Genomic DNA, 23,362 nt, shown 5'->3' with positions numbered 1-23,362 from the left:
AGCATCAATGTATCAATTTCGACAAAAACCCGTCTTTTTCGATACATTTTGTATCATAACAGGTGTAAAAGAAGGCTCTAATTCAATTAGAACCCTCGCTTACTCTGATTTGTGTTTATTATAACTGGAAACCTGCGGAATGTATTTGCAATAATGGGTGAAAAGTTGCGAGATTCCGCATCATTGCGGCAGGATGCCGATCCTATTTAATACTCCCGGTTCGCCAGCTCCCGCTTGGCGGTTTCTTGCGTGAACACGCCTTCCGAAGTAATGATCTTCATCGGCAGTTCCTTGCCGGCCATGTAATCTTTGACGGCCTTCATCAATTGCGGCCCGAGCAGCGGCGTACATTCCACGACAAAATTCATCTTGCCGGCCGCGAGCGCTTTGAGCGCCGCCTTCGTCGCATCGATCGAGATGACGAGTATATCTTTGCCGGGGCGCAGCCCCGCATGCTCGATCGCTTCGATCGCCCCGAGAGCCATATCGTCGTTATGCGCGTAAACGACATGGATATTGCTTCCATGCTTCTTCAACGCTTCATGCATCAATTCTTTCCCGCTGATAAACGTAAAATCGCCCTGCAACGAATCGACGATCCGGTATTTCCCGTCTTGGGCGATAATATCTTCAAAGCCTTGTTTGCGGCCTGCCATCGGTCCGGAATCCTTCGTCCCCTGAAGCTCGACAATATTGACGCCGCCCTCCGCATCGGCGAGCTCCTGCACTAGCCACCGTGCGGCGCGGCGGCCTTCTTCGGTAAAATCGGAGCCGATATAGGCCGTCCACAACGAGTCGTCGCTTACCTTGACTTCCCTGTCGGAGAGAATGACCGGAATGCCGGCCTCTTTCGCTTCCCGCAGCACCTCATCCCAACCCGTCTTGATGACGGGCGAGAAGACGATGATATCCACCCGTTCGGCAATAAACTTTCGTATGTATTCGATCTGCTTCTCCTGCTGTTGATCCGCATCTTCGAATAATAGTTCGATGCCCTCTTCCTTGGCCGCGGAGATGACCGATTTGGTATGCGCGAGCCGCCAACCGCTCTCCGTTCCTACCTGGGCAAAGCCGATTCGAATCGGACGGTGATCCGTGATCCCGCGTCTCGGCTTCACCTCGGAAACGGCCGTTTTGCGTTCAAACGACTCCGCGTTATCGGCTGTAATTTGATGGCTTCGCAGTATAACTTTTTTCGGAATTCCTTTCTCTTCATTTAAAATGTCTACGGCATATTGTATCGCTTCCCCGCCGCCGGTAGGGCTCGTAAACGTGCCGGTCAGCACCCCGTTCTTGACGAGCTGCAATCCGCCGTTATCGCTGTTGACGCCGTCGACGCCAATAATTGTCACGCCGGAAATCCGATGATGCGCCAGCGCCTTGGAGGCGCCCAAAGCCATCGCGTCGTTATGGGCGAATATTAAATCGACATCGGCATGATCGGCCAGCAATTCGTTCAATTCGTCTTCGGATTTGTCCCGCTGCCAATCGGCATAGATCGAGGCGGCGATCCGGATGTCTTCCCGATCCGCAAGCGCCTCATGGAATCCGGCGCTTCGTTCCTCGACGGTCGGCGCCCCTTGCAAGCCTTTGATCTCGATAATTCGTTTGCCGCTCCCGTTGTCAAGCAATTGCTTGGCGTATTCGCCGGCCTTGCTGCCGATCAAGCGGTTATCCGTGCCGATATATAACGTATAATCGTACCCGGTTACGCCCCGTCCGAGCACGATGACCGGAATGTTGCGGAACGTGTCCGTAACGATGGGCGTGAGCATAACCGGATCGTCCAATGAAATAATAAGCAAATCGATGCCATAGCCCATCAGCTTGCGAACATCGTCCGCCTGTTGGCGGCTGTCGTTCGCGGCGTCGGTGAAGATGACGCGAAGATCGGCATGCTTCTCAACCTCCCGCTTAATCTCCTCGTTCATCATGACGCGCCACGGCTCGACGAGATTAGGCTGGGACACGCCGATCAAATATTTGACTTCGTCTTCCGCACTCTTGGCCCTTTGGCCGACGGTACCGTACGAATACAATCCGATCAGCAGCGCCAACAGACCGATACCAAGCAGCGCCGCCTTGACGATCGCGCTTCTCATGTCCGGTTCCCTTTGCGGTACGACATCGGAGAGATGCCGGTTATTTTTTTGAACGCGTTGCTGAAATAATGCTGGCTGTTGTACCCGACTTTCTCCGCAATTTCATACACTTTATAACCCGGATCGTTCATGAACAGCATCGCCCGTTGAATCCTCATCTTGGTCAAATAATCGATAAAGGAAAGCCCCACTTCTTTTTTCAGCAATTTGCTTAAATAAGCCGGACTGACCCGCACTTGATCGGCCACATCCTGCAGCGTAAGATTCGGCATGGCGTACGCTTGCTCCATCACCTTTTTGGCCAGCATGACAACCGGGGAATAGCTTCCTTTCACCGCAATCTCCTGCATCAGCTCGCGATAGGTCCCATCGGCGGCCCGATCGTCCTCACCTATAACTTTACCCGCGCAGACCGCTATTTTCCCCAATATTCGTTCAATTTGGCTTTGCATCCGCTCATACAGCTCGAACCAGTCGCACTCCGGCATGTCGGGCCCCAGTATGACAATTTGTCCCTTCTCGTCATGGAACACAATGTTCGTTTCTTTATTGCCGAGCACGTCCTCGATCACATTTTTGGAGGCGAACTCCAGCAGTTCTTTGCTCCATTCCCGCTTGGCCGCGCCGATGTCCGTACTTTGCACGACCTTGACCAACGACATTCGCGTGGCGGGGGTAATCGGCAGTTGCAAAAATTCGATGTTCCGGGCCGCTTCTTCGGGCGTCGTCAAACCGTGCACCCATTTGCGCAGAAAAGTGTCCCGGATAAGAAGAGAATTGCTCTGCAATTGATTATTCGCCCAAGACCGATGCTCCTCCTTGAATTTATGGTCTTCCAACGTTTGCAGCGCTTTATCGACCGTCTCCTTCAAATGGCTCTTCGACACCGGCTTCAATATGTAATCGAATACTTGCAGCTTTACGGCCTGCTGGGCATATTTGAACTCATCGTGCCCGGTAATGACGATAATGAGGCATGGATGTTCCGACTGCACGCGCTCGATGAAAGACAATCCGTCCAGAAACGGCATATTGATATCGACAAACATCAGATCGGGCTTGGCGGCCTTGGCAAGCTCCAGCGCCTCTATCCCGTCTTCCGCTTCTCCAACCAGCTCAATGCCCAGCTCTTCCCATGGCAGCACCTGCGTCAAACCGCGGCGAATTCTCGGTTCATCGTCGGCAATGGCCAATTTCCACATGGGTCCTTCCTCCTTTCATTCCATGGATACGCTTGCGTTTCCGTCACGCATCAGCGGCAACGATACGTTGATTCGGGTACCTTGTCCGTATTCGCTCTCCACTTCGATCCCGTACGCAGCGCCGTAGGTGAGGCGAATTCGCTCGTTCACGTTAAACAGCCCGTAGCCGCTCTTATATTCCGGGTTCCCGGCATGTTTCAAGCCGGCGTTGATTCGCGCGAGAGCTCCGGCATCGATGCCTACCCCGTCGTCGGCGACGGATAATACCAATCTCTCCTCGCGTTTGACCGCTTCGATCCGAATCATGCCTTTTCCTTTTTTCATCTTGATGCCGTGATAAATCGCATTTTCCACGAGCGGCTGCAAAATAAGTTTCAGTACGGTGCAATCCATCAGTTCATCGTCCGCCTCGATCCGGCAACTGAGCTTCCCTTCGTACCGCGCCATCTGGATAATCAAGTAGCTTTCCACATGTTTCAGTTCTTCCGCAAGCCGAATCGTTTCTTTGCCTTTGCTTAGCCCGATGCGGAACAAATTCGTCAAAGCGCCGACCATTTCCACAATGTCGTCGGCCTTCCGGTCTTGGGCCATCCATTGAATCGTGTCGAGCGTGTTGTACAAAAAATGCGGCTTGATCTGCTCCTGCAGCACTTTCAGCTCGGCTTCGCGCTTCTCCTTCTGCTCCGTATACACCAGTTGGATCAAACGCTCGATTTCTTGCACCATTTTGTTGAAGCTATGCCCGAGTTGGCCGATTTCGTCTTTGGAGCGGATATGAAACCGCAGCTGCATCTCCCCTTCCTCCACCCGCTTCATGAGACTGCGCAGCTTCCGGACGGGATTGATGATGGAATTGGTAAAAAACCATGAAATCATAACCGCCATCAACAGCGTAATCAGGACGACGACAACGGTATACAACTGCAGCTTGACGACAACGGATTGCGACTCGTCGAGCGGGAAGACGCCGACAATTTTCCAGTGAATATCTTCAAACCGGTTTTGCATAATTTGATAGGACCGGTTATGAATCGTTTTGACCATATTGATGTAACCGCTTTCTAACCAATCCGGATGTATGCGATACACCGCGGGATTGACCGGGGAATAGACGATGCCGCCTTGTTGATCCGTAATATAGACGAACCCGCTTTTCCCCAAGGAGACGGATTCGATCGTTCTTTGGATCACACTAAGTTCCAAATCCAGCAGCGCGACGCCGAGCACGGATCCCGTCTCGGGATCCTTCACCGCTTTGACGAAAGATAGCACCTGATCGGCGCTGTAGTTGTACTCTGTCTTCAAATTTCTGCCGATCGGCTTGCTGATCAGCCGCAGTTCGTCCGAATGACGCACCGTTTCCCGGTACCAAGCTTCGCTGGTCAGCGGATCGCGCACGATTTTCTCCAATTTGTTGCTAACGAATTGATCCGCCTCGTTCACGAGCAATATCCCGGCAATTTCCGGGTGATTGTTCTCGTACATCGCTATAACGCCTTGCACCTCGGCTCGATTCCGGGCTTGCGCCGCTTCGTCCAGCCCGTTCATTCGATAAAAAGAGACGACTTCGCGCTGATGCGTAATGTAATCCAAAATATTTTCCATTTCCGAGAAATAATGAACGATGTTGTGTTTGACCTGCCCCATCATTTGGATCGTATGTTCATTCGCCGTTTCTTCCATCGATCGTTTGTATAATGTAGTCCCGACCGCGCCCAGCGTCACGATGGAAACTAAAATAATGATGACAAAATACAAGAGCAGCTTAAAACGGATGCTGCGGTTGCGAAACCGTTGTACGGCATTTAGTACGAAATTTGCGAACACACGCTCACCCGTTTCTTTTTTCTTCATTATATCGAGTTTTGCGCCGCTTTCAAGATCCTCGAATTCTTTTTACTTCTTATTTTACAGATGCATGCAATCATTGTATTTATATTTAAAAGATATTTTTTACAATATTCGGTTCAATGTAGCGAACTAGCGCTCCGCGAATCGCTTGGCAAGCGCGGCGATTTGGTCGGACTGGTACAGATGCGTGCCCGGACGGTTCGTCATCGCCGCCGCAAGCATTCCTTGCGCAACCGTACGGGCATGGATCGGCTTATATTTGCGCAATGGCCCGAACATCGCGAAAGAAGCCGCTTGGGCCGCGGCTCCGCCGCATCGTTCGGCAAGACGAAACTCTTCCCGTTTGCCAAGCAGGAGCGAAGGCCGGAACAAATATAACGCCGGCAAATGCAGCGCAATCAAATCTTCTTCGACCTGGCCTTTCACCTGATGATAGAAAAAGGCGGAGTCCCGCTTGGCTCCCATTGCGGTCACGATCAGAAATTGTCCGGCCCCCGCCTGCTTGGCCAACCGGCCGAATCGATACGGATAGTCGCGATCCACCCGGCGAAAGGCTTCTTTCGTCTTCGCTTTTTTCATCGTCGTGCCTAACGTGCAGAATACGTCGGCCCCTTGGAAGTCGTCCGCAAATTCCGTATCCGCAAACGATTCGAAATCGATCGTCTTCTCAACGAGCTTCGCATGCTGCACATTTGCCGTTCTTCTGGCCAATATCACGACACGGTCGTAAGCCGGCGAATAAAGGAGCAATTGTAGCAACTCCTTGCCTACCAGTCCGGTAGCTCCCGCGACAACGGCTTTTTTTCCCATCCTGCATCCCCCTTTGCACGCAGCCATTAGCTGTTATTATTATATCCAACCAGTCGCCCAGAAGCAGCTTGACCGCGCGAAAAAGCCACTGCCGTTCGTTCATTCAGGACGGGCGGCAAATCGGCCTCCCGTGCGCTTGTCCCCGCGTCAATGGCGTACGAAAAAGGCGGATTGCCGACAGCAGCGGCCCAAGCGGTATTTTGTCCCGTGGCATAATATAACATGCAACAATAAAGAACTATCATGAAGCAAGGAGGAATTCAATTGTCATACCCAGTAGCAGGTGTCGGTGTCGGTCCCGGATGCGGCGGAGTCGGCGGATTCGGCGGATTTGGCGGAATCTTTACTTCGACGGGTGTCATTCTCGTTCTGTTCATCTTGCTCGTTATCGTAAGCCGCTCTTGGATCTTCTAATTTCCCTATGAAATAACAGGAACAAGGCAGTCTCGGATGTACCGGGGCTGCCTTGTTCGCGTTGTCCGGACCGGATTGCACGCTCGATATTACAGTTCCGCGCTATTAGGCAGCCTGTCCTCGAATCGGCTCCAATCGAGATCCATCTCATCATCGCGCAATAAACAACGATCCAATGATTCGATCATTCGCGGCTTGTCCATCTCCACCCCGATGAAGACAACCTTGCTCATGCGGTCGCCAAAGACCGGATCCCATTGTTTCGCCGATTCCGGATAAGCCTTCAGCGCCTCCTCCCGCTCCTTGCCCGGCAAGGAGGCGATCCAGTAACCCGCGGGACCGAACTGGATGGAATGTCCCGCCTGGCTGATCGTTTGGGCATACCGGTCGCGCGACGCCACCCAGACGATTCCTTTGGCGCGCACCGCCTCTTCCGGCCAATCATGCATCCATAACCTGAGCCGCTCCGGATGAAACGGCCGCCTCCGCTCGTAAACGAACGAGGATATGCCGTATTCTTCCGTCTCCGGCGTATGATGTTCTTTCCGCATTTCCTGAATCCACCCGGCCGACGTGCTGGAACGCTCGAAATCGAACCGTCCCGTATTCATAATTTCCGCCGGATCGACTCGGCCGTAGTTGGTGCAGATCAGTTTGGCGGTTGGTTGCAAGGCTCGGAGCACTTTGGTCAATTCCTCCAATTGATCCGGGTCGATGCTGTCGCATTTGTTCAATACGAGCACATCGCAAAATTCGATCTGATCGATCAATAAATCGACCACATCGCGCATATCGTCCGCCCCTACCGCTTGCTTCCGGTCAAGCAAGCTTTCGCCCGACGAGTAATCATGCCAGAAATTGTACGCATCCACGACCGTAACCATGCAATCCAAGCGGCAAAAAGCCGTCAAATCGATCCCGTTCGTCTCGTCGATATACGTGAACGTTTGCGCGACAGGGATCGGTTCGCCGACGCCCGTCGATTCGATCAATATATAATCGAAACGCTTCTCCTTGGCAAGCTTCTCCACCTCGCTCAGCAAATCTTCGCGCAGCGTGCAGCATATGCAGCCGTTCGACATTTCAACCAGCTTCTCGTCCACTCTGGAGAGTCCGCCTCCGCCTTGAATCAAATCCGCGTCGATATTGACTTCGCTCAAGTCGTTGACGATCACCGCCACTTTCATCCCCTGCCGATTGTTCAGCACATGATTCAACAGCGTCGTCTTCCCCGCTCCGAGGTAACCGCTCAGCACGGTGACAGGTATTTTCGATGATTCCATTCAGAATTCCCCTTCCTTATATGTAATGATTACGATTAATAGCGATAAAAAATAGGAACGGCTCTGCAAAAGGTATTGCTATTGCCTTCCTATTGTTTATTTTAATCGTAATAATTACGAATAATATTAAACTATCATACGCTTCTTCAAATGTCAAACCGCAAAAAACGCCGCTGCGCCCGGCCGATGTTGCTTGGCCTTGCGCGAACGGCGTTCATGAACGACGCCGGCTTATGGCTTATTGCTGCCCGTTTTTCACCCAACCGGCTACGGTTACGGTCCGCTTCGCTTGATGCTTGACCGCATCTTTCACGTTTTCAACCATGTTGCCGTTCTGGTCGACCGTGACGCTCGTACCGTACGGATTGCCTCCGGCCGCGAAAATGACGGGATCCGTATAGCCCGGCGCGGCGATGATCGCACCCCAATGATACATCATCGTATACAGGGACATGATCGTCTGCTCTTGTCCTCCGTGCGGGTTTTGCGCCGACGTCATCGCGCTGACGACTTTGTTGACAAGCTTGCCATGGAACCATAGTCCGCCGGTCGTATCGAGGAACTGCTTCATTTGCGCCGCCATGACGCCAAAACGAGTCGGTACGCTGAAAATAATCGCGTCCGCCCACTCCAAGTCGGCCAACGTTACGGTCGGAACGTCCTTCGTTTCGTCAACATGCGCTTTCCAAGCCGGGTTCGAATTGATCGCCGCTTCCGGCGCCAATTCGGGCACCTTCAATACTTTCACTTCGGCCCCCGCTTCTCTCGCTCCCTCTGCGGCCATTTCCGCCAGTTTGTAGTTCGTTCCCGTAGAGCTGTAATAAATGATCGCCAGTTTTACGTTAGACATGTTCCTAATCTCCTTTTGCGTATTTTTTATAGAATATCCTTATATAAGGAAATTCAAACGAATAAATGTCGCTCGTACCGGTATATTGGTCCGGAAGGCGCTAATTCCGTTTCGGATAGAGCGGATAATCGACCCGGGTCGGCACTTCGATGAGTATCGCCCGAAGCGCTTCGCCGCCGCCGGACCGGATGATCAGCGAACGGCCGCTTTCCGCGTCCGCTACGACAAAATCGCGATGCTTGAAATCGGTTCGCGCCGCATGTTGTTCCGAATCGTCGCCGCTTCCTTCAGGCAGCGAGGCAATCGACCCTTCGCCGCGAACGGCCAATAGCGCGAGCGAACGGCCCGCCGGGAGCTCGTGAACGTACTGCGCCCCCGATTCGATCCGCACATCCCACATATTCGCATCGGCAACCAACGCAATCGGCGACCCTTCGCCGATCACCTTCTTGCAGACCGCGCCTTTCCGTTCGGTTCGCGTAAACTGCGCATCCTCATATTGGCGGTAGGTCGGGTCGCGCCGCAGCGCATCGCGGATCGAAGGCTCAAACCAAATCTGGAATATTTCGGCGTCCGGTCCGACAAGCCGCTCGTTATGGTACACGCCGGATCCGGCCTGAATGACTTGGGCTCCGCCGGGACCGACAACGCTTTGCGTCCCGAGCGAATCGCCGTGATGCGCCTCGCCTTGTATGACATAAGTTACGATTTCAAACGCCTGATGGGGATGGGAATCGATGAAGCCTTCGCGCGGCGCGTGCGCCCATGCCCAATAAAATAGCGGGCCGATTCGTTTGACCGCCGATCCTTCCCTCGGGAAGCCGATCGGCTTCTGCTCTACGATCGCGCCGCCGTCGAATTCGCCTTTCCCTTGCAGCGCAGGCGGATATAAGCGAAATTGCATCGTTGTTCCCTCCTTGGATCGTAATTAGTTTGAATTCGAGATAATTATCGAAAAAAAATTACTGCAACTGTTTTTTTGCTTCTTTCCCGAGCTTTTTCAGCAATTGTAATGCCGTCTCTTTCTCTTGATCGTCCAAGCCTTGCACCGCTTTGCGAATCGCTTCCTCATGTTCCGGAAAGATATCGTCCAGCAATTGCCGGCCTTGATCGGATATTTCGGCAAAGGTGATGCGCCGGTCCTCCGGACATATCCTGCGGTTGAGCAGGCCTTTCTTCTCTAATTGGCCGACCACGTAGGTGATGCTTCCGCTTGCGAGCAATATTTTCTCCCCGATCTGCTGCAACGGATGCGCTCCTTTATGATACAGCAGTTCAAGAACGGCAAATTCCGTCGGGTTGATAAAGTGGCGGCGTATGTCCCGCTTCGCATGCTCCATGACCGATTGATAGGCGCGGGAAAGAGCGACGAACAACTCCAACGATACGTCTTTCTTCATAACGCTCCTCATTTCTTGCGAGTCTTGCGAGATATATCTCGAATTCGAGACAATTATACTCCCGTTGAATTGCCGATGTCAAGCGCCCGCGCTCATCCCGATTGTGGATCCCTGTAGTTTCAAACTTCTGCATACTGCCGGATGATGTCGTCCCGTTCCGCGCGCAGCAAAGCCAGCCTCGTCGCTATAATTTCCTGTTCTAGTTCGTCCATCGTCCTGCCGTACAGCATCAACTCGTGAGCGAGTTGTCCGCATTCCTTCGCGATCGCGACCAGCCTGTCGCCGCATTCCGAGTGAACCGCCAAACGTACGGCCCGTTTGCTGTATTCCTTCGGCTCGATTGCGTCGATCATCCTCTTTTCCCCTTCCTCTCGTATAATTCCCGCAGCAAACGTTCGTTATCCTCCGCCAAGTCGGCGGCAAGCCGCAGCGCTTCGTGGAGCGTGACGGGCGAGTGGATCGAACGGGAAGCCGATGCCTTCGACTCGCCGTTGTTCGTAGACAATATTCTGTCGCCGCCAAAAAAATGTTCCGCCTGCAACCCCTCTTCGACGCAAAGGTTGTAAATGCCCGCGAACAGCTTGCCTCCGCCTTTCTTCTCGCCTTTCAAAACCCGGTGCAAATAAGAGTATTCCACATTCAGCCGCGCTGCCAGTTCGGGAATGCTCCAATTCCGTTCCTCCGCAAGTTGCCGTAATGCGTCAATATTGATGTTCATTTGCTACCGCCCCCAACCCCAACATTGTCTGGTAACAACACTAAAATATCATGTCTGCGAACAACAGTCAATCTTTTTCGTTGCTTTTTAACGACATTGTTTTCCGGCAAAAATACCGTTATGATATTGCTCACGGACAATATCCCATGTAATATGAAGATACGGAGGGAATGCCGATGTCATTTAATAAGGAAAAATTCGCCGCGCTGCTCGGGCAGGCGAAAGGCAAGCGGTCGATCAACAAGTTCGGCGTCGATACCGGCGTTGACCCGGGGTATATTTCCCGTTTGATGCGGTCGCTTGTCGCCAACGCTCCGAGCGCGAACGTAATCAATAAATTAGCTTCCAAAGCGGATAACCAAGTTTCGGTCCGGCAATTGATGGAAGCGGCGGGTTATCTCGAACAGCCGGAAGAGATCGCCGAAGGAGCCGCCTCTTACCGGTTCGAGCGTCATGACAACCCGGAAGTGCAGCGGTTTATCCGGGATTTTCTGGACGCGCCGCAAGAACAACAGGTGGAGATGATCAAAGTGTGGCGAATCATGAAGGAAGTGGAGAAGCAGAACGGCGTGGATAAGGGATAATGGGTTCGGCGACGCAGCAGGCGGGCCGAAATAGCCGGGCGGGTGGCGGATATAGCTGCGCGGTCGGCGGCGGTTGATGAGCGGTTTCGCAACGCGGCCGGGCGGGCCGAATAGCTGGGCGGGTGGCGAATATATGGCTGTGCGAGGCGGCGGGGCGGTTGATGAGCGGTTCCGCGACGCAGCCGGGCGGACCGAAGCCGGGCAGTTGATAAGCCGATTGGATGATGGGGTTTCTCCACCGTACTGCGAGTTTCGCCATGCTGCGGGCAAAGCCGGTTGGATGATGGAGTTTCGCCGCCGTGCTGTTTCAACTCGGTACCGCTCATCCCGACCGGCCTGCTCGCATGCGTGCATGTTGTATAGAATACAACATATGCGGGGACGGAAAGGCGAACCTTAGCCGTAGCCTGTAAAATATACAACATATTTGCAACTTAAAGGCCATTTTGGCTAAATTGACCTGAAAATGTTGTACTTTTTGCAATATAGAGACAAAAAATTGATGATAAAGGGATAGTATGTTGTATTTCATACAACATACTATCCGATTCCAAGATCTCTCTAAGCGAAAGAACCGCGCTTGGGCGGTTCTTCTAATCTTCCGGCGTACGGTCGAGAATCAAATTGGTCACCGATGTGGAGTCCCCGCGTTCGATCTCTTCCTTCGACGCCTTTTCTTTCAATTCGTCCATTTCCAGCCCCGGCGCAATCGTCGGTTCATGCGGTTTCATTCGCTTTTCTTTGCTGCTCATTCCATACCACCCTCGCTTAGGATGCTCCTTTTCAAACGGAAATAACCGCTGAAAGCTCGCACCCCCCGGACGGGGAACCTGCCGAACGCATGTCGCGGTGTCTACCCGTCGATTTGCACGACGTCTACACCGAGCTCACGCAGGCCGGAAACGAATCCGTCAGGCGCGTTCTGATCCGTAACCAGCCGGTGAATGGCTTCCCAATCGGATACTTTCGTGAACGCCTGCACCCCGATTTTGCTGGAATCGGCAAGCAGTATCACTTGGCCGGCCTGTTCGATCATCTTCTGCTTCACTCTGGCCTGCGCTTCGTTCGATTCGCTGAGGCCTTTGTCCAAATGCAATCCTTTGCAAGACAGGAATGCCTTGTCCACAAAGTACGGCTCAAGCGAACGTTCGGCCAACGGGCCGACAAATGATAACGAAGCCGGCGAGAGCAGGCCGCCCACCGCAATGACTTCAATCTTCTCCTTGACGCTTAATTCTTGCGCGACTTTCATCGAGTTGGTCAACACCGTCAGCGGGATGTCCGGAATCAATGCCGCCATATACCAGGCCGTCGAACTGGCGTCGAGGATGATCCGCTCCCGCGGCGCGATATATTGAACCGCATATTGCGCGATTTGGCGCTTCTCGTCCATATTCATAATTTCCCGCTGGGCATGCGGAATTTCCGCGGCGGTTCTAACGCTAACCGCGCCGCCGTGGCTGCGGCGCAGTTTCCCTTCCAGCTCAAGCCGGGTCAAATCCCGGCGGATCGTCTCTTCCGTTACTCCGCACAGCTCGCTCAGCTCGTTCACCCGAATGCTGCCTCGTTCATTGACCAGGCGGACGATTCGCTCGTATCTTTCGGCTACTAGCATGCTTACACCGTTCCTCCATATGAAAACGTTCGTATGTTCGTCCCTCTATTATACCATTGCAAAGCCGATCCGCATACGCCATTTCCCCGTTCGTTTCCCTTCGTGCACGCTTGCTCCCTTCTTTTCGCGGCTTACTCCTCCGCCATTCCTTTCAGCGCTTCCCTTCGGCTAAGCGGCGCAAGGCGACGCTCCTGGACAAACCGGCGAACCGCGGCCGCATCCGTCTTCGCGTATTCCCTGAGCGCCCAACCGATAGCCTTCTGAATGAAAAATTCGCGCGACTCGCTGCAATTGTCGATATACCGGAAGAGCAACGGGACGTTCGTCTTCGCTTTATATTTCAATTGAAATAAAATAGCGGTACGCTGCAGCCACATATCGCCCGATGCGATCCATTTCTCCGGATAATCTTCGATCAGTTCCGGATATTTCAGCATGAAGGAACCGATTAGCTTGGAGGCGATCGGATCGATCGTATCCCACCACGGCTTGGTCGTTATTAATGTTTCGAACAGGCCGATATACGACTTGTCCAACTTTTTCACCCGTCGCTCCAGCATGTCCAGGGCGACATTTTGAAATTCCCTTTCGGGCAAAGCCCAAAGCCCTGTTACAACGTCCTGCAATTGACCGTCAGCCGGACTCCCGTACTCGGTATAGAACTGTTTCGTCAATGCCTTCCGCTCCGGCGCTTTCAATCCGATAAAATCGAATTGGTTCTTCATGTATGCGCGCATCGCCGCCGCTTGATCCGGATCGGCATGCGCCGCGAACGTTTCGGCCAGCCGCCGTATGTAATCCGCAGTGCTAAGCATTCGCTACCGCCCCTTTTCTCGCACTGATGCTATTCGTTGTACCTACATCTGATAACGGATGCAACGCGATTGGCTCCCCCGCACAATTAATGCTTAAAGTCCATCTACAAAAGTCGAGGTAGGGGGATTTCGCTCGAGCAACCGCTACCGTTGCATCACTTTAAAAACGGCCTAGGATGACGAAGCAATGCAGTCATCCTTTCAAACCATCCATTCGTAAAACTGCAATTGTGCATCTTTCCACCTGTGTTGATCGGTTGCTGCAGCAAAGCCTGCTAAAGAGTCATTTTTATAAAACCTTTGGCGGCTGACGGCCCGCGGGGCGGGGTAACGAAACATAGACACGCTAATCGCCTGTAAATCGCCTTGTTGCTCGCGTAACGAAATTGAAACACGCTAATGAGAGGAAAAAGCCGGTAAGACCGCCGATTTCCAATGAATAGCGATATGTGCTTTCGTTAGAATGAGATTGTCTTCTTTTTGAGCCCAATAAGGATTGTTAGTTTCGTTAGCGCCAAACTAGGAAGCGCGGGTCGGTGCGGGTCGCTTCGAATAGCGAGGCATCCCCTTCGATATGCGCAATAAAGCCAGTTACATCAACGGTCGCGAATAATGAAATGGACTCGCAATACATCTTTTTTCGCCTTGATGGTACAACTACTCCACCTTCGCCCCGTAAGAACGGGCGAACAAAACGGCCTGCACCGCATCCAGCCGCGCACCCTTAATCTCGAACGATTTGAAATCGACCCCGTCGAGCTTCGCTCCCCGCAAGTCGGCGCCGGCCATTTTCGCTTTGCCTAGACGGGCGCGAGAGAGGTCGGCGTCGCGCAGATCCGCCTTTTCCAAATCGCATTCGTACATATCCGCTTCGGTCAGCTTGATGCCGCGCAATTGTTGCTTAGAGAGCTTCACATGGCGCAGGTTTGTGTACGACCAATCTCCCCCGCGGATCGTCAAGCCGTCAAATTTGGCGGAAACGAAATCGGAACCGACCATTTTGCATTCTTCGAACTTGGAGACAAACAGATTGGCGCCGGCAAACGTACAATTCGTGAACGCCGATCTCTCATGAACCGAAGCGTTCAAATACGCCCCGGTAAAATCGCAATCGATAAACCGGCAGCCCGACGTCCATATTTCCTCCAAATGAGCGCCGCGAAAACGGCATCGCGTAAACGTGCAGTTCCGCAATTCCCCGTCTCGCAGCTCCGCTTGACTAAAATCTTTCTCCGCATATTCCTCACCATCGTATTGAACCATACGCCCGCCTCCCGGAACAGCTCCCGCGCAAGCTGTTTTCCTCCATTGTAAACGAATTATCGCATCGTGCAAACGCCTAAAATGACAAGCAAACGGTACATCATACCGTGCAAAGCATTTCATGACAAGCAACGGATCAACGCCAGAGCACTCATCCATGTCGTCGGATATCTATGCAAAACGTTCGGCTCATAAGCAACCGGTCCGTGGAAAGGGGCGGTACTTTTGCCGTTTTGAGAACGAATATGCCTTATTAAGACATCGCCGGGCGCTAATTCATCAACGATACGGCCTCGGTAACACCGGCGTTGCATCGAGAAATTGCTATCCGGACCGTACGGCTGTTATTTTGCGTCAAAACCGTTTATTCACGGTTTAGGCGGACATTGGTTCCGTTATCCGTTCGTCGGAGGGCTTATTTTTACGTTTTTGCCGCGAATAGAGGATCGTATGTCCGCGAACTGTCCGAAATTGGGCGTTTTGTCACAATCAGCTTCTTCGGTGTCCGCGAACTTGGGAGCGAGGCGGTAGAACCAATGTGAAGGAATCGTACGGTAATCCGCACAACTGTTTCAATATTGCCGAAAAAAGTTAATGCAACGCCAGTGATAATCCTGCTCAGGTATGCGAAAAATCGTACAAAACGAGTGCCGCTCGCTGCGAATCCATCGACTTAGTTCGAAATTTCATACATACTCGCCGATTTGAGCCCTATTCCCGCAAAGGTATACGAAAAATCGTACGAAACGAGCCGCGCACGCTGCGAATCCGTCGACTTAGTTCGAAATTTCATACATACTCGCCGATTTGAGCCCTGATCCCGCAAAGGTATACGAAAAATCGTACGAAACGAGCCGCGCACGCTGCGAATCCGTCGACTTAGTTCGAAATTTCATACATACTCGCCGATTTGAGCCCTATTCCCGCAAAGGTGTACGAATAATCGTACGAAACGAGCCGCGCACGCTGCGAATCCGTCGACTTAGTTCGAAATTTCATACATACTCGCCGATTTGAGCCCTATTCCCGCAAAGGTGCACGAATAATCGTACAAAACGAGCCGCGCACGCTGCGAATCCGCGAAAATAGCGGATTGGCGGGTATTAATAAGGAACTTTTATGCACTATTTCCGGCTAAGAGGAGGCTCCCATTCGAAAAGTGAAGTCGGCGCGTCGTGACAACCGGCCCAAGTTCGGCTCATGCCCGCGATCCCCGACCTAAGCGTGAACGCATAACGCAAAAAAGATCGCCCTCCGCCCCAAGAAACGAATGAACGATCTTCCCACATTATTCCCCGACGGATAAGCCGCCGTCGACGTACAAGATTTGACCGGTAATATAAGACGCCCGATCGGAAGCCAGAAACATCACCGCCTCGGCGATGTCACGGGGAGTCCCCGCCCGTCGCATCGGAATCCCTTTCGCGCCCGCGGGATCGGTCTGGCTTTCCATCCACGGCAATGTCGCCGGGGTGGCGACCAAGCCCGGAGCGACCGCGTTGAAGCGAATCCCGGCGGCGGCGTACTCCAGCGCAAGCGTTCTCGTCAACGTGTCGACGCTTCCTTTCGACCAGGAATAGGCGGAGAAGCCAGGAGCCCCGAGCGCCATCGTGGAAGAGATGCTGACGACGGAGCCCCGCTCCCGCTCCAGCATGCGCGGCAGGAAGGCTTGAATGCAGCGGACGCCGCTCATAATATTGGTTTGGTACGTATTCGCGAAATCTTCCTCGCTATGCCGCAATAGATCTCCGCCGCGGAAATTGACGCCCACATTATTGACCAGCACATCGGCATGGCCTAACCGTTCATTCACATAGGCCGCCAACGCGTTCACTCCGTCCGGTTGCGACAGATCGGCCTGCACGAATGCGATCCGCGGATTGCCCGAGTTACGGCAAATCTCCTCGCACGCTTCCGCTCCCGCCTCTCCGTTGCGGTCGGCGAACACGACGCTAGCTCCCTCCGCGGCGAAACTCTCCACGATGCCGCGGCCGATCCCCATCGCTCCGCCGGTGACGACGACATGCCGGCCCGCAAATTCTCCCACTAGCATCTCCTCCTTCGCATGATCGAACCGTCCTATTGCACCGCTAAAAATTGAAGTTTCTCCTCGTCCACTTCCACGCCAAGCCCCGGCCCTTCGGGTACGAGGAAACTGCCATCCGCGATACGAATCCGTTCGGTCAATACATCGTCGCCATGCGCCTGATACGTGCTGTCCATCGGATAGCTGAACGCCGGCATCGCGCTGGTCGCATGCAGGATGGCCGCCAGCTTGACGCCCATATCCCAGCCGCAATGGTGGGCCAGCGCCAGCTTTGCCTCCCGGGCGATCGCGGCGATGCGGGCCAGTTCGGACAGTCCGCCGAGCGGTTCGAAATCGACGACGGCGACATCGATGCAGCCTTCCGTAACGGCTCGCAGCAAATTGTTCGGGATGTAACAATCTTCATTAATGCCGATCGGCGTCGTCGTCCGGGAGCGAAGCGACTTCATATCGTCGAATTTATTGACGCCGATCGGCTGCTCGATATATTGCAGGCCGAGCTCTTCCACGCCGTGCAAATACCGGAGCGCCTGCAGCGTATCGTAGCCCTGGTTCATATCGACGCGAATGTCGAAATCCTCTCCGCCTGCTTCGCGCAGCGCCTGAGCGCGCCGAATATCCTTCAGGACGTCTACGCCGCCCTTCGTCTTGAGCGTGCGGTAGCCCTCCTCCTTCACCTGGCGCGCTTTCTCCTTCAATTCAGCCGGTTCCATCATGCCCGTGCAGTAACAAATATCGATACGCTCCCGAATCTTGCCGCCAAGCAAGGCGTACACCGGCTGATTCGCCGCTTTTCCCATAATATCCCAGCAAGCCGTCTCGATTGCCGCCAGGAAACATTTCGTATTAAGCTGAGGATTGTACACCGGGGCGAATTCCCGCATGATGCCGTTAATGTCGAAAGGATTCTTTCCGATCACGAGCGGTTTGATATAGTCCTCCAACAACGCTTTCGTCACTTTCCAATTCATGATCGCGTTCATCTCGCCCCAGCCGACGATTCCTTCGTCGGTCGTCACTCGAAAGATCAGGCTGTTCGTTCTTGTCGTGCCGATCTTGTCCTGACTGCCCCGGTAAGGCGCAATGCCGCCCTCCGTCAACGGAATGACCGGAATCTCGACAGCCATCATCTTGATATCTACGATTTTCATTTGTTCTCCCGCCTTCTGCTTTAATTTCAACCCCATCGATTCTCGCGGCAGCGATCATCCTTTAACGCCGCCCTGAGCGAGCCCTTGTACGAAATATTTCTGCAGCCAAAGGAACAGCAGAATGACCGGCAACGAGATGAGCGTGGATGCCGCCATCGTGCTGCCCCAATCCACTTCGAACATGGAGGAAAACTCCGTCAAGCCGATCGGCAACGTCCGCGAGGAATCCGAAGAAGTCAGAATGGAGGCCAGCACGAATTCGTTCCAGGACATAATAAACGCGTAGATGCCCGTAGCGGCAATCCCCGGCGCGGCCAACGGCAAAATAACGACCGCAAGCGCCTTCAAATGCGAGCAGCCGTCGATTTGCGCCGCTTCCTCCAATTCGCGCGGAATCGACAGGAAATAGCTTCTCGTCATCCAGGTGACGAGCGGCATCGTTAGAATGAGATGCGCGACGGCCAGCCCGATCGGCGAATCGAGCAAACGCAACCGCTGCAGCATGAAAAAGATCGGAATCATCAGCACCGTCAGCGGCAGCATCTGGCTGAACAGCATAAAGAGCGACAGCGGCCTGTTCCCTTTAAAGCGGTACCGCGCGAACCCGTACCCCGCGGCGCCGCCCAGAACGAGCGCAAACAAGGTAGCCATCGCCCCGACCATCAAGCTGTTGCCGAAATACCTTGGAATGGACGAGTCCCACAGGACGCGGGAATAATGCTCGAACGTGACGGCGCTCGGAATCCAGCGGGGCGGTATGCTTAAAATTTCCGTAGACGGTTTCAAGGACGTAGAGACCACCCATAAGAGCGGCAGCACGACACAAAGAACAAGCAGCGTCAGCACCGCGTAAGTGGCGACGACCCGAACCGAATACATCAAGCTTTTCTTGGCATGTCTCATCGCTTATTCCCCTCCCGCTTTGCGGATATACCATACCGCAAAAATCAAACTGACAACCAACTGCAACACGGACGTCGCCGCCGCCAAATGATAATTGAACGAACGGAAATGATCGTAAATGGATAAAGCCAATATCGTCGTGCTTCCCGCGGGGCCTCCCTGGGTTAAAATCCAAATGAGGGTAAATCCGTTCAACGACCAAATAATCAGCGTCAAAAGAGCGATAAAGGTAACATCCTTCAAAAGCGGCAAAAGGATATATCTGAGACGTTGATAAAGGCCCGCTCCGTCCAAATCGGCCACTTCGTACAAATCGCGCGGCACCGCCTGCAGGCCGGCGCTCATCATCAGCATGACAAACGGGAACGTCTCCCATACTTGCACGAACATGACCGACCAAATGGCAAGATGGGTATCCGATAACCACGATACCGGCTCCCGGATCAGATGCATGCTGAGCAGCATATGGTTCAGCATGCCGAAGTCGGAGCTGTACATCCATTTCCAGAGAACCGCCTTCACGACGCCCGGCGTAATCCAGGACAGCATGAGCAGGGTGCGCCAAATGTTCCTTCCTTTGACAAAATCCTGATTTAGCAGCAATGCCGAGCCGGTCCCGACGATGAAAGCGGCCGCCACCGTCACAACGGTCCACAGGGCCGTATTTTTCAAAATAACGGCGAACTGGGAAGACCGGAAAATCTCCGCATAATTGGCGAAACCGGCAAAGTCGAAGGAACCGAAGGCATTGGCGGAAAAGCTGAGCCGAGCGACGGAGACGATCGGATAGACAACCAATAGAAACGTCACGATCAGCCCCGGAGCGACGAACGCCATCCCCCGCTTTTCGTCCGCCGTGAATCTTCTGTCAAGCATAAGCATGCACCTCCCGTACGAACGCAGGGAAGCGGAACATCCCGCCCCCGCCTTCGCCGCTTTCTATTTCAGCAACGCGTCGATCTCCCGATTCGCTTGATCCATGGTCGCTTGAACATCTTTCTGTTCGAGAATAATCAACTGCATATTCCGGTACAGAATTTTCTCGATATCGGTCCAACGATCTGCAACCGGCTTCGTTTCGCCTTTATCCAACTGCTTGGCAAACGGTTGCAATAACGGATCGCTGAATTTCGGCAAGGTCAAGGCGCTCTTTCTGCCCGGAAAAGTGGCCGTCAACTCTCCCATATTTTCCGGTTCGGATAGAAATTGGATCAACCTCCAGCCCAAATCTTTCTTGCCGGCCGTTTGCGGCATGATGAAGGAAAATCCGTCAACAGTCGTCGTTCCCATCCCGTCCGGACCGGGCAGAACCGCCGTTCCCAATTCGATGGAAGGCTTGGCCTTCCGAATCGGCTCGATATCGAATTGTCCGCCGATATACATCGCCACCTTCTCGTTGACGAACAAATCCCGAACCCCTGTATTGTCAACCTCCATCGTACTCTTCGGCGCCGTTCCGTCGATAACGGTAGCGGTCAATTTGCGCATCGCTTCGACGGCTTCGGGACTGTTCAGAACGGCCTTTTTCCCCGTCTCGTCAAAGAAGGATCCGCCCTCTGTAAACAGCAACTGCATAAACCGGGTAATGGCGTTCGCCTGATTGCCTAACGGCCAAGCCATGCCGTATTGATCGATTTTGCCGTCGCCGTCCGTGTCGACGGTCAACTTCTCGGCCGCCTTGATAAACTCGTCCCACGTCTCCGGGAAACGATCGGGATCGAGTCCGGCCTTCTCGAACATGCCCTTATTATAGAGAATGCCCGATCCGTCGTGACGGAAAGGTATGCCGTACAAACTTCCGTCATAGGTGTTGATATCGAGCGCGGAAGGAATGATGTCGGACTTGTCCAAATCGCGCTCGACGTAATCATCAAGCTTTGCGAGCAAATTTTTGGCGGCATAGTCCTTCACGCGGGATTCCAGATCGGTGATCACTTCCGGCGCGTCGCTCGCCATAAGCGCTACGCGGATTTTATTCTCCATCGTATCCCATGTCGTCACGACGATATCGACCTTGATGTCCGGATTTTCGCTTTCAAACTTCGCTACCAGCTTTCTGGCCGTTTCTTCGTCCCAGTTCGGCACCCACCAGGAAATCGTTTGCTTTTTCCCTCCGCCGGCCGGCGCCTCGCTCCCGCCTCCTTGATTGCCGGAGCCGCCCGAACCGCTTCCGCAACCGATCGTTCCGATTAATAGCAACAATCCTATCAGGACAAGCAATGGCTTGCGCATATCCATTCCCCCTTCATCCATTCATTTATAGTTGCAAATCGCTCATATAATCGATAAGTTCATGCAGATTTTGCTTCGAAAGCTCCAACATTCGTTCTCCCAGTTTGAGATCGGTCTTCGTCGGATCCCCTGTCGCGCCCGTCGGCGTGAAATCCCGGACAACTTGGGAGATCATCGTTCCCCGGTAAAATTTCCCCCACTCGCCTGCGCCTTGCGCGGAAGCTTCGTAGAACTCCGGCATGACCGCATCGGGCTTAAGCGCCATCAGCATGGCCGTTTCCGCCTCGTCCGCATGCAGCGGCGGACGTCTGCCGTACATGCGGATAATCTCGGGCTCGATGCTTTCGAACCATGTCCAGACGACAATGTGAATCCGCTCCTCCATCATGACGTATCTCGCCATTTCTTTCAGCGGTTCGCGGTTGCCGCCGTGTCCGTTCACGATAATGACCTTGCGCACGCCGTGATACGCCAAGCTTGTGATCACTTCGCCGACATACTGTTTCAGCGTCTCCGGGCGAACCCACAACGAACCGGCGAAATGCCGGTGGTATTCCGCAACGCCTACGGGAAGCGAAGGGAGCATCATGACGTTCTCATGTCCTTCCGCTGTCCTGGACAAGCCTTCCGCAATGAACAAGTCGGTGCCGAGCGCCGCGTGCAGACCGTGTTGTTCGATGCTGCCAATCGGCAGAATCGCCACTTTTTTATTGGAAACGCTTTCCTTAAATTGCTGCCAAGTTACATCTTTCATCTTCTCACGCTCCTATTCGATTTCTCCCAGTTCGCGCAGTTGCTCGCCGAAGGCGACGATATTGTCTTTCGGCGCGTTTCCGTACCATAGATGCAGCATATACCCGTCGGCGCCGCCTTGATGGGCCATCTTCACCGCTTCGCGCACATCCTCCGGCGCGGCGGGAGGGTCCCCTACGAGCCCTGCGACGATTCGATGGCCGGAGCCGGCTTCAAGCTTGGCTTTCTTCACTTCGTAAAACACATTCTCCACATCGACGCCTTCGTCGACGAACCCTTGGAAGGAGTCCGGCCCGCTAAACGCTTTCAAACGGAAATATTGATCCAGCAATTCCTCTTCCTTAATTTCCGGGATCGCCTGTTGGATCCGCTTCAGCGGCTTCACCTCGAACGATCCGATGCGCTTATGGTACAGCATCAGCTTGCTCAGGTCGGTAAACTTCGACTGCGTATGGTAGAATTGGCCGAGCGTCCAGGAGAAGCTGGGCGAAACCAGATCGTTCGACAGCAAAATCGTCGGATCGATCCCCTTAACGAGTTTGTTCATGCCGATGACGAAATCGTCCACCGCCTCGCCCCGGAATTGGAGCCAGCGAATCAAATCCGGATGCTTGATCACGAACCGCAAAATATCGAACAAGCCACGGTACGAATCGGCCAAATTTTTAAAATTGTCGTACGTCAGCGTGGTCGCTTCCTTATGAATGGCGGCGATTTCCGCTTTGATCTTGTTTACGTCCAGCCCGCTGTCCTGCGCCTTTTTGACGCAATGATCGCAGAAGCAATTGCCTATAGCCAATTGACGCAGCGGATACAGCTCCGGCGGCACCCAATCCGGCACGACTTGGGGATCGTAGAAATCGATGCTGATGACATCCAGTTCGACTTCCCGGATTCCTTTATAATTTCTGAGGATATCTTCCGTTCTGCCGTAGAAGTATCCGCGCACGTCCGGATTCGACGGGCACATCCAATGCTTGCTTCGCTCTCCCGCGATATTGACGACGGCCGTATCGGGATACGCTGCGACAATCGGGTCGCTGACTCCTGGCGTAATGTCGAAGTCAAGACTGAGACCGTATTTTTTTGCAACCGCATTCAAATCGTTGAATTCGGAATTAATCAGATTGAATTTCGTACCGAATGCGTCCCCTTCGTTTTTTTCGTAGTCGATTTGAATCCAGGGATCGATTTTCGTATTGCGGTAAAATTGTTCGTTCACATCGAAAGCGTGCGCGATCCCCCCGTACATGACATGCTTGATTCCCGCCTCTTTGTAGCGCTGGAACGCCCGTTCGAGCCCTTCCGCATAATCTTCCTCAAAGACGGCCCATACGCCTACATACTTGTTTCCCATTTTTTTGTTCCT

General features: G+C 53.4%; 23 protein-coding genes. 2 read left to right on the top strand and 21 right to left on the bottom strand.

Annotation, left to right across the window (positions count from 1 at the left end):
- Positions 1-206 precede the first annotated feature (206 nt).
- From LQ229_RS13800 to LQ229_RS13785, 4 genes are all read right to left on the bottom strand, one after another.
- Complete coding sequence (locus tag LQ229_RS13800; protein ID WP_230192053.1) at positions 207-2,102, bottom strand: substrate-binding domain-containing protein; 1,896 nt, start codon at positions 2,100-2,102, stop codon at positions 207-209.
- Positions 2,099-3,304: a response regulator gene (locus tag LQ229_RS13795; protein WP_230192052.1), complete on the bottom strand. Its 1,206-nt coding sequence runs from the start codon at positions 3,302-3,304 to the stop codon at positions 2,099-2,101. The genes LQ229_RS13800 and LQ229_RS13795 overlap by 4 nt, the downstream gene beginning before the upstream one ends.
- Before the next feature lie 15 nt (positions 3,305-3,319).
- Entirely contained in the window at positions 3,320-5,158 is a 1,839-nt protein-coding gene (locus LQ229_RS13790) for a sensor histidine kinase (RefSeq protein WP_230192051.1), read from the bottom strand.
- A 126-nt stretch (positions 5,159-5,284) separates the two neighbouring features.
- The gene (locus tag LQ229_RS13785) at positions 5,285-5,965 is read right to left on the bottom strand and encodes an NAD(P)H-binding protein (protein WP_230192050.1); all 681 of its coding nucleotides are present in this window, start codon (positions 5,963-5,965) and stop codon (positions 5,285-5,287) included.
- 264 nt (positions 5,966-6,229) lie between these two features.
- Here LQ229_RS13785 and LQ229_RS13780 point away from each other — a divergent pair, with 264 nt between their 5' ends.
- A complete protein-coding gene (locus LQ229_RS13780) occupies positions 6,230-6,379 on the top strand; it encodes a hypothetical protein (RefSeq protein WP_230192049.1) in 150 nt (49 codons plus the stop codon).
- A gap of 89 nt (positions 6,380-6,468) precedes the next feature.
- On the opposite strand, the gene LQ229_RS13775 is transcribed toward LQ229_RS13780, so the two are convergent.
- The 6 genes from LQ229_RS13775 to LQ229_RS13750 form a co-directional block, all read right to left on the bottom strand.
- Positions 6,469-7,662 (bottom strand): GTP-binding protein, encoded by a 1,194-nt coding sequence (locus LQ229_RS13775; RefSeq protein ID WP_230192048.1) that lies wholly within the window; start codon positions 7,660-7,662, stop codon positions 6,469-6,471.
- Between the two features lie 238 nt (positions 7,663-7,900).
- On the bottom strand, positions 7,901-8,512 hold the full coding sequence (gene wrbA, locus LQ229_RS13770; protein ID WP_230192047.1) for an NAD(P)H:quinone oxidoreductase: 612 nt from the start codon (positions 8,510-8,512) through the stop codon (positions 7,901-7,903).
- Positions 8,513-8,612: 100 nt separating this feature from the next.
- Positions 8,613-9,416 carry a pirin family protein gene (locus LQ229_RS13765; protein WP_230192046.1) on the bottom strand — a complete coding sequence of 268 codons (804 nt, stop codon included), beginning with the start codon at positions 9,414-9,416 and terminating at the stop codon, positions 8,613-8,615.
- Between the two features lie 58 nt (positions 9,417-9,474).
- Positions 9,475-9,912, bottom strand: a complete 438-nt coding sequence (locus LQ229_RS13760) for a MarR family transcriptional regulator (RefSeq protein WP_216536406.1) — start codon at positions 9,910-9,912, stop codon at positions 9,475-9,477.
- Between the two features lie 119 nt (positions 9,913-10,031).
- Positions 10,032-10,265, bottom strand: a complete 234-nt coding sequence (locus LQ229_RS13755; protein ID WP_230192045.1) for a hypothetical protein — start codon at positions 10,263-10,265, stop codon at positions 10,032-10,034.
- Positions 10,262-10,630: a hypothetical protein gene (locus LQ229_RS13750; protein WP_230192044.1), complete on the bottom strand. Its 369-nt coding sequence runs from the start codon at positions 10,628-10,630 to the stop codon at positions 10,262-10,264. The genes LQ229_RS13755 and LQ229_RS13750 overlap by 4 nt, the downstream gene beginning before the upstream one ends.
- Positions 10,631-10,806: 176 nt before the next feature.
- Here LQ229_RS13750 and LQ229_RS13745 point away from each other — a divergent pair, with 176 nt between their 5' ends.
- Positions 10,807-11,214, top strand: a complete 408-nt coding sequence (locus LQ229_RS13745; protein WP_230192043.1) for a hypothetical protein — start codon at positions 10,807-10,809, stop codon at positions 11,212-11,214.
- Between the two features lie 593 nt (positions 11,215-11,807).
- Here LQ229_RS13745 and LQ229_RS13740 read toward each other — a convergent pair.
- From LQ229_RS13740 to LQ229_RS13690, 11 genes are all read right to left on the bottom strand, one after another.
- Positions 11,808-11,966, bottom strand: coding sequence for a hypothetical protein (locus LQ229_RS13740; protein WP_216536402.1), 159 nt, complete (start codon positions 11,964-11,966; stop codon positions 11,808-11,810).
- Positions 11,967-12,067: 101 nt separating this feature from the next.
- A complete protein-coding gene (locus LQ229_RS13735) occupies positions 12,068-12,829 on the bottom strand; it encodes a DeoR/GlpR family DNA-binding transcription regulator (RefSeq protein ID WP_216536401.1) in 762 nt (253 codons plus the stop codon).
- A 131-nt stretch (positions 12,830-12,960) separates the two neighbouring features.
- Positions 12,961-13,644, bottom strand: a complete 684-nt coding sequence (locus LQ229_RS13730) for a DNA alkylation repair protein (RefSeq protein WP_216536400.1) — start codon at positions 13,642-13,644, stop codon at positions 12,961-12,963.
- Between the two features lie 657 nt (positions 13,645-14,301).
- Complete coding sequence (locus tag LQ229_RS13725) at positions 14,302-14,907, bottom strand: pentapeptide repeat-containing protein (RefSeq protein WP_230192042.1); 606 nt, start codon at positions 14,905-14,907, stop codon at positions 14,302-14,304.
- 1,288 nt (positions 14,908-16,195) lie between these two features.
- Positions 16,196-16,954 (bottom strand): SDR family oxidoreductase, encoded by a 759-nt coding sequence (locus LQ229_RS13720; RefSeq protein ID WP_230192041.1) that lies wholly within the window; start codon positions 16,952-16,954, stop codon positions 16,196-16,198.
- A gap of 32 nt (positions 16,955-16,986) precedes the next feature.
- On the bottom strand, positions 16,987-18,141 hold the full coding sequence (locus tag LQ229_RS13715) for a mandelate racemase/muconate lactonizing enzyme family protein (RefSeq protein ID WP_230192040.1): 1,155 nt from the start codon (positions 18,139-18,141) through the stop codon (positions 16,987-16,989).
- Positions 18,142-18,159: 18 nt separating this feature from the next.
- The gene (locus tag LQ229_RS13710; protein ID WP_230192039.1) at positions 18,160-19,008 is read right to left on the bottom strand and encodes a carbohydrate ABC transporter permease; all 849 of its coding nucleotides are present in this window, start codon (positions 19,006-19,008) and stop codon (positions 18,160-18,162) included.
- 3 nt (positions 19,009-19,011) lie between these two features.
- A complete protein-coding gene (locus LQ229_RS13705) occupies positions 19,012-19,884 on the bottom strand; it encodes a sugar ABC transporter permease (RefSeq protein WP_230192038.1) in 873 nt (290 codons plus the stop codon).
- A gap of 63 nt (positions 19,885-19,947) precedes the next feature.
- Positions 19,948-21,240: an ABC transporter substrate-binding protein gene (locus LQ229_RS13700; RefSeq protein ID WP_230192037.1), complete on the bottom strand. Its 1,293-nt coding sequence runs from the start codon at positions 21,238-21,240 to the stop codon at positions 19,948-19,950.
- A 25-nt stretch (positions 21,241-21,265) separates the two neighbouring features.
- Entirely contained in the window at positions 21,266-21,994 is a 729-nt protein-coding gene (locus tag LQ229_RS13695; RefSeq protein WP_230192036.1) for a creatininase family protein, read from the bottom strand.
- Positions 21,995-22,006: 12 nt separating this feature from the next.
- Positions 22,007-23,350, bottom strand: coding sequence for a hypothetical protein (locus LQ229_RS13690; protein ID WP_230192035.1), 1,344 nt, complete (start codon positions 23,348-23,350; stop codon positions 22,007-22,009).
- Positions 23,351-23,362 lie beyond the last annotated feature (12 nt).

The organism is Paenibacillus sp. CECT 9249 (assembly GCF_918697855.1).
Lineage (GTDB): Bacteria > Bacillota > Bacilli > Paenibacillales > Paenibacillaceae > MSJ-34.
Note: the sequence above shows the minus strand (reverse complement) of the source record. Positions and strands in the feature narration are given on the sequence as shown.

What these genes read in the sequence shown, in the direction of transcription:
- LQ229_RS13695 (WP_230192036.1), bottom strand. Translation starts at nt 21,994, where the DNA reads ATGAAAGATGTAACTTGGCAGCAATTTAAGGAAAGCGTTTCCAATAAA.
- LQ229_RS13740 (WP_216536402.1), bottom strand. Translation starts at nt 11,966, where the DNA reads ATGAGCAGCAAAGAAAAGCGAATGAAACCGCATGAACCGACGATTGCG.
- LQ229_RS13745 (WP_230192043.1), top strand. Translation starts at nt 10,807, where the DNA reads ATGTCATTTAATAAGGAAAAATTCGCCGCGCTGCTCGGGCAGGCGAAA.
- LQ229_RS13785 (WP_230192050.1), bottom strand. Translation starts at nt 5,965, where the DNA reads ATGGGAAAAAAAGCCGTTGTCGCGGGAGCTACCGGACTGGTAGGCAAG.
- LQ229_RS13715 (WP_230192040.1), bottom strand. Translation starts at nt 18,141, where the DNA reads ATGGGGTTGAAATTAAAGCAGAAGGCGGGAGAACAAATGAAAATCGTA.
- LQ229_RS13760 (WP_216536406.1), bottom strand. Translation starts at nt 9,912, where the DNA reads ATGAAGAAAGACGTATCGTTGGAGTTGTTCGTCGCTCTTTCCCGCGCC.
- LQ229_RS13795 (WP_230192052.1), bottom strand. Translation starts at nt 3,304, where the DNA reads ATGTGGAAATTGGCCATTGCCGACGATGAACCGAGAATTCGCCGCGGT.
- LQ229_RS13775 (WP_230192048.1), bottom strand. Translation starts at nt 7,662, where the DNA reads ATGGAATCATCGAAAATACCTGTCACCGTGCTGAGCGGTTACCTCGGA.
- LQ229_RS13690 (WP_230192035.1), bottom strand. Translation starts at nt 23,350, where the DNA reads ATGGGAAACAAGTATGTAGGCGTATGGGCCGTCTTTGAGGAAGATTAT.
- LQ229_RS13710 (WP_230192039.1), bottom strand. Translation starts at nt 19,008, where the DNA reads ATGAGACATGCCAAGAAAAGCTTGATGTATTCGGTTCGGGTCGTCGCC.
- LQ229_RS13800 (WP_230192053.1), bottom strand. Translation starts at nt 2,102, where the DNA reads ATGAGAAGCGCGATCGTCAAGGCGGCGCTGCTTGGTATCGGTCTGTTG.
- LQ229_RS13730 (WP_216536400.1), bottom strand. Translation starts at nt 13,644, where the DNA reads ATGCTTAGCACTGCGGATTACATACGGCGGCTGGCCGAAACGTTCGCG.
- LQ229_RS13700 (WP_230192037.1), bottom strand. Translation starts at nt 21,240, where the DNA reads ATGCGCAAGCCATTGCTTGTCCTGATAGGATTGTTGCTATTAATCGGA.
- LQ229_RS13755 (WP_230192045.1), bottom strand. Translation starts at nt 10,265, where the DNA reads ATGATCGACGCAATCGAGCCGAAGGAATACAGCAAACGGGCCGTACGT.
- LQ229_RS13735 (WP_216536401.1), bottom strand. Translation starts at nt 12,829, where the DNA reads ATGCTAGTAGCCGAAAGATACGAGCGAATCGTCCGCCTGGTCAATGAA.
- LQ229_RS13765 (WP_230192046.1), bottom strand. Translation starts at nt 9,416, where the DNA reads ATGCAATTTCGCTTATATCCGCCTGCGCTGCAAGGGAAAGGCGAATTC.
- LQ229_RS13705 (WP_230192038.1), bottom strand. Translation starts at nt 19,884, where the DNA reads ATGCTTGACAGAAGATTCACGGCGGACGAAAAGCGGGGGATGGCGTTC.
- LQ229_RS13725 (WP_230192042.1), bottom strand. Translation starts at nt 14,907, where the DNA reads ATGGTTCAATACGATGGTGAGGAATATGCGGAGAAAGATTTTAGTCAA.
- wrbA (WP_230192047.1), bottom strand. Translation starts at nt 8,512, where the DNA reads ATGTCTAACGTAAAACTGGCGATCATTTATTACAGCTCTACGGGAACG.
- LQ229_RS13750 (WP_230192044.1), bottom strand. Translation starts at nt 10,630, where the DNA reads ATGAACATCAATATTGACGCATTACGGCAACTTGCGGAGGAACGGAAT.
- LQ229_RS13790 (WP_230192051.1), bottom strand. Translation starts at nt 5,158, where the DNA reads ATGAAGAAAAAAGAAACGGGTGAGCGTGTGTTCGCAAATTTCGTACTA.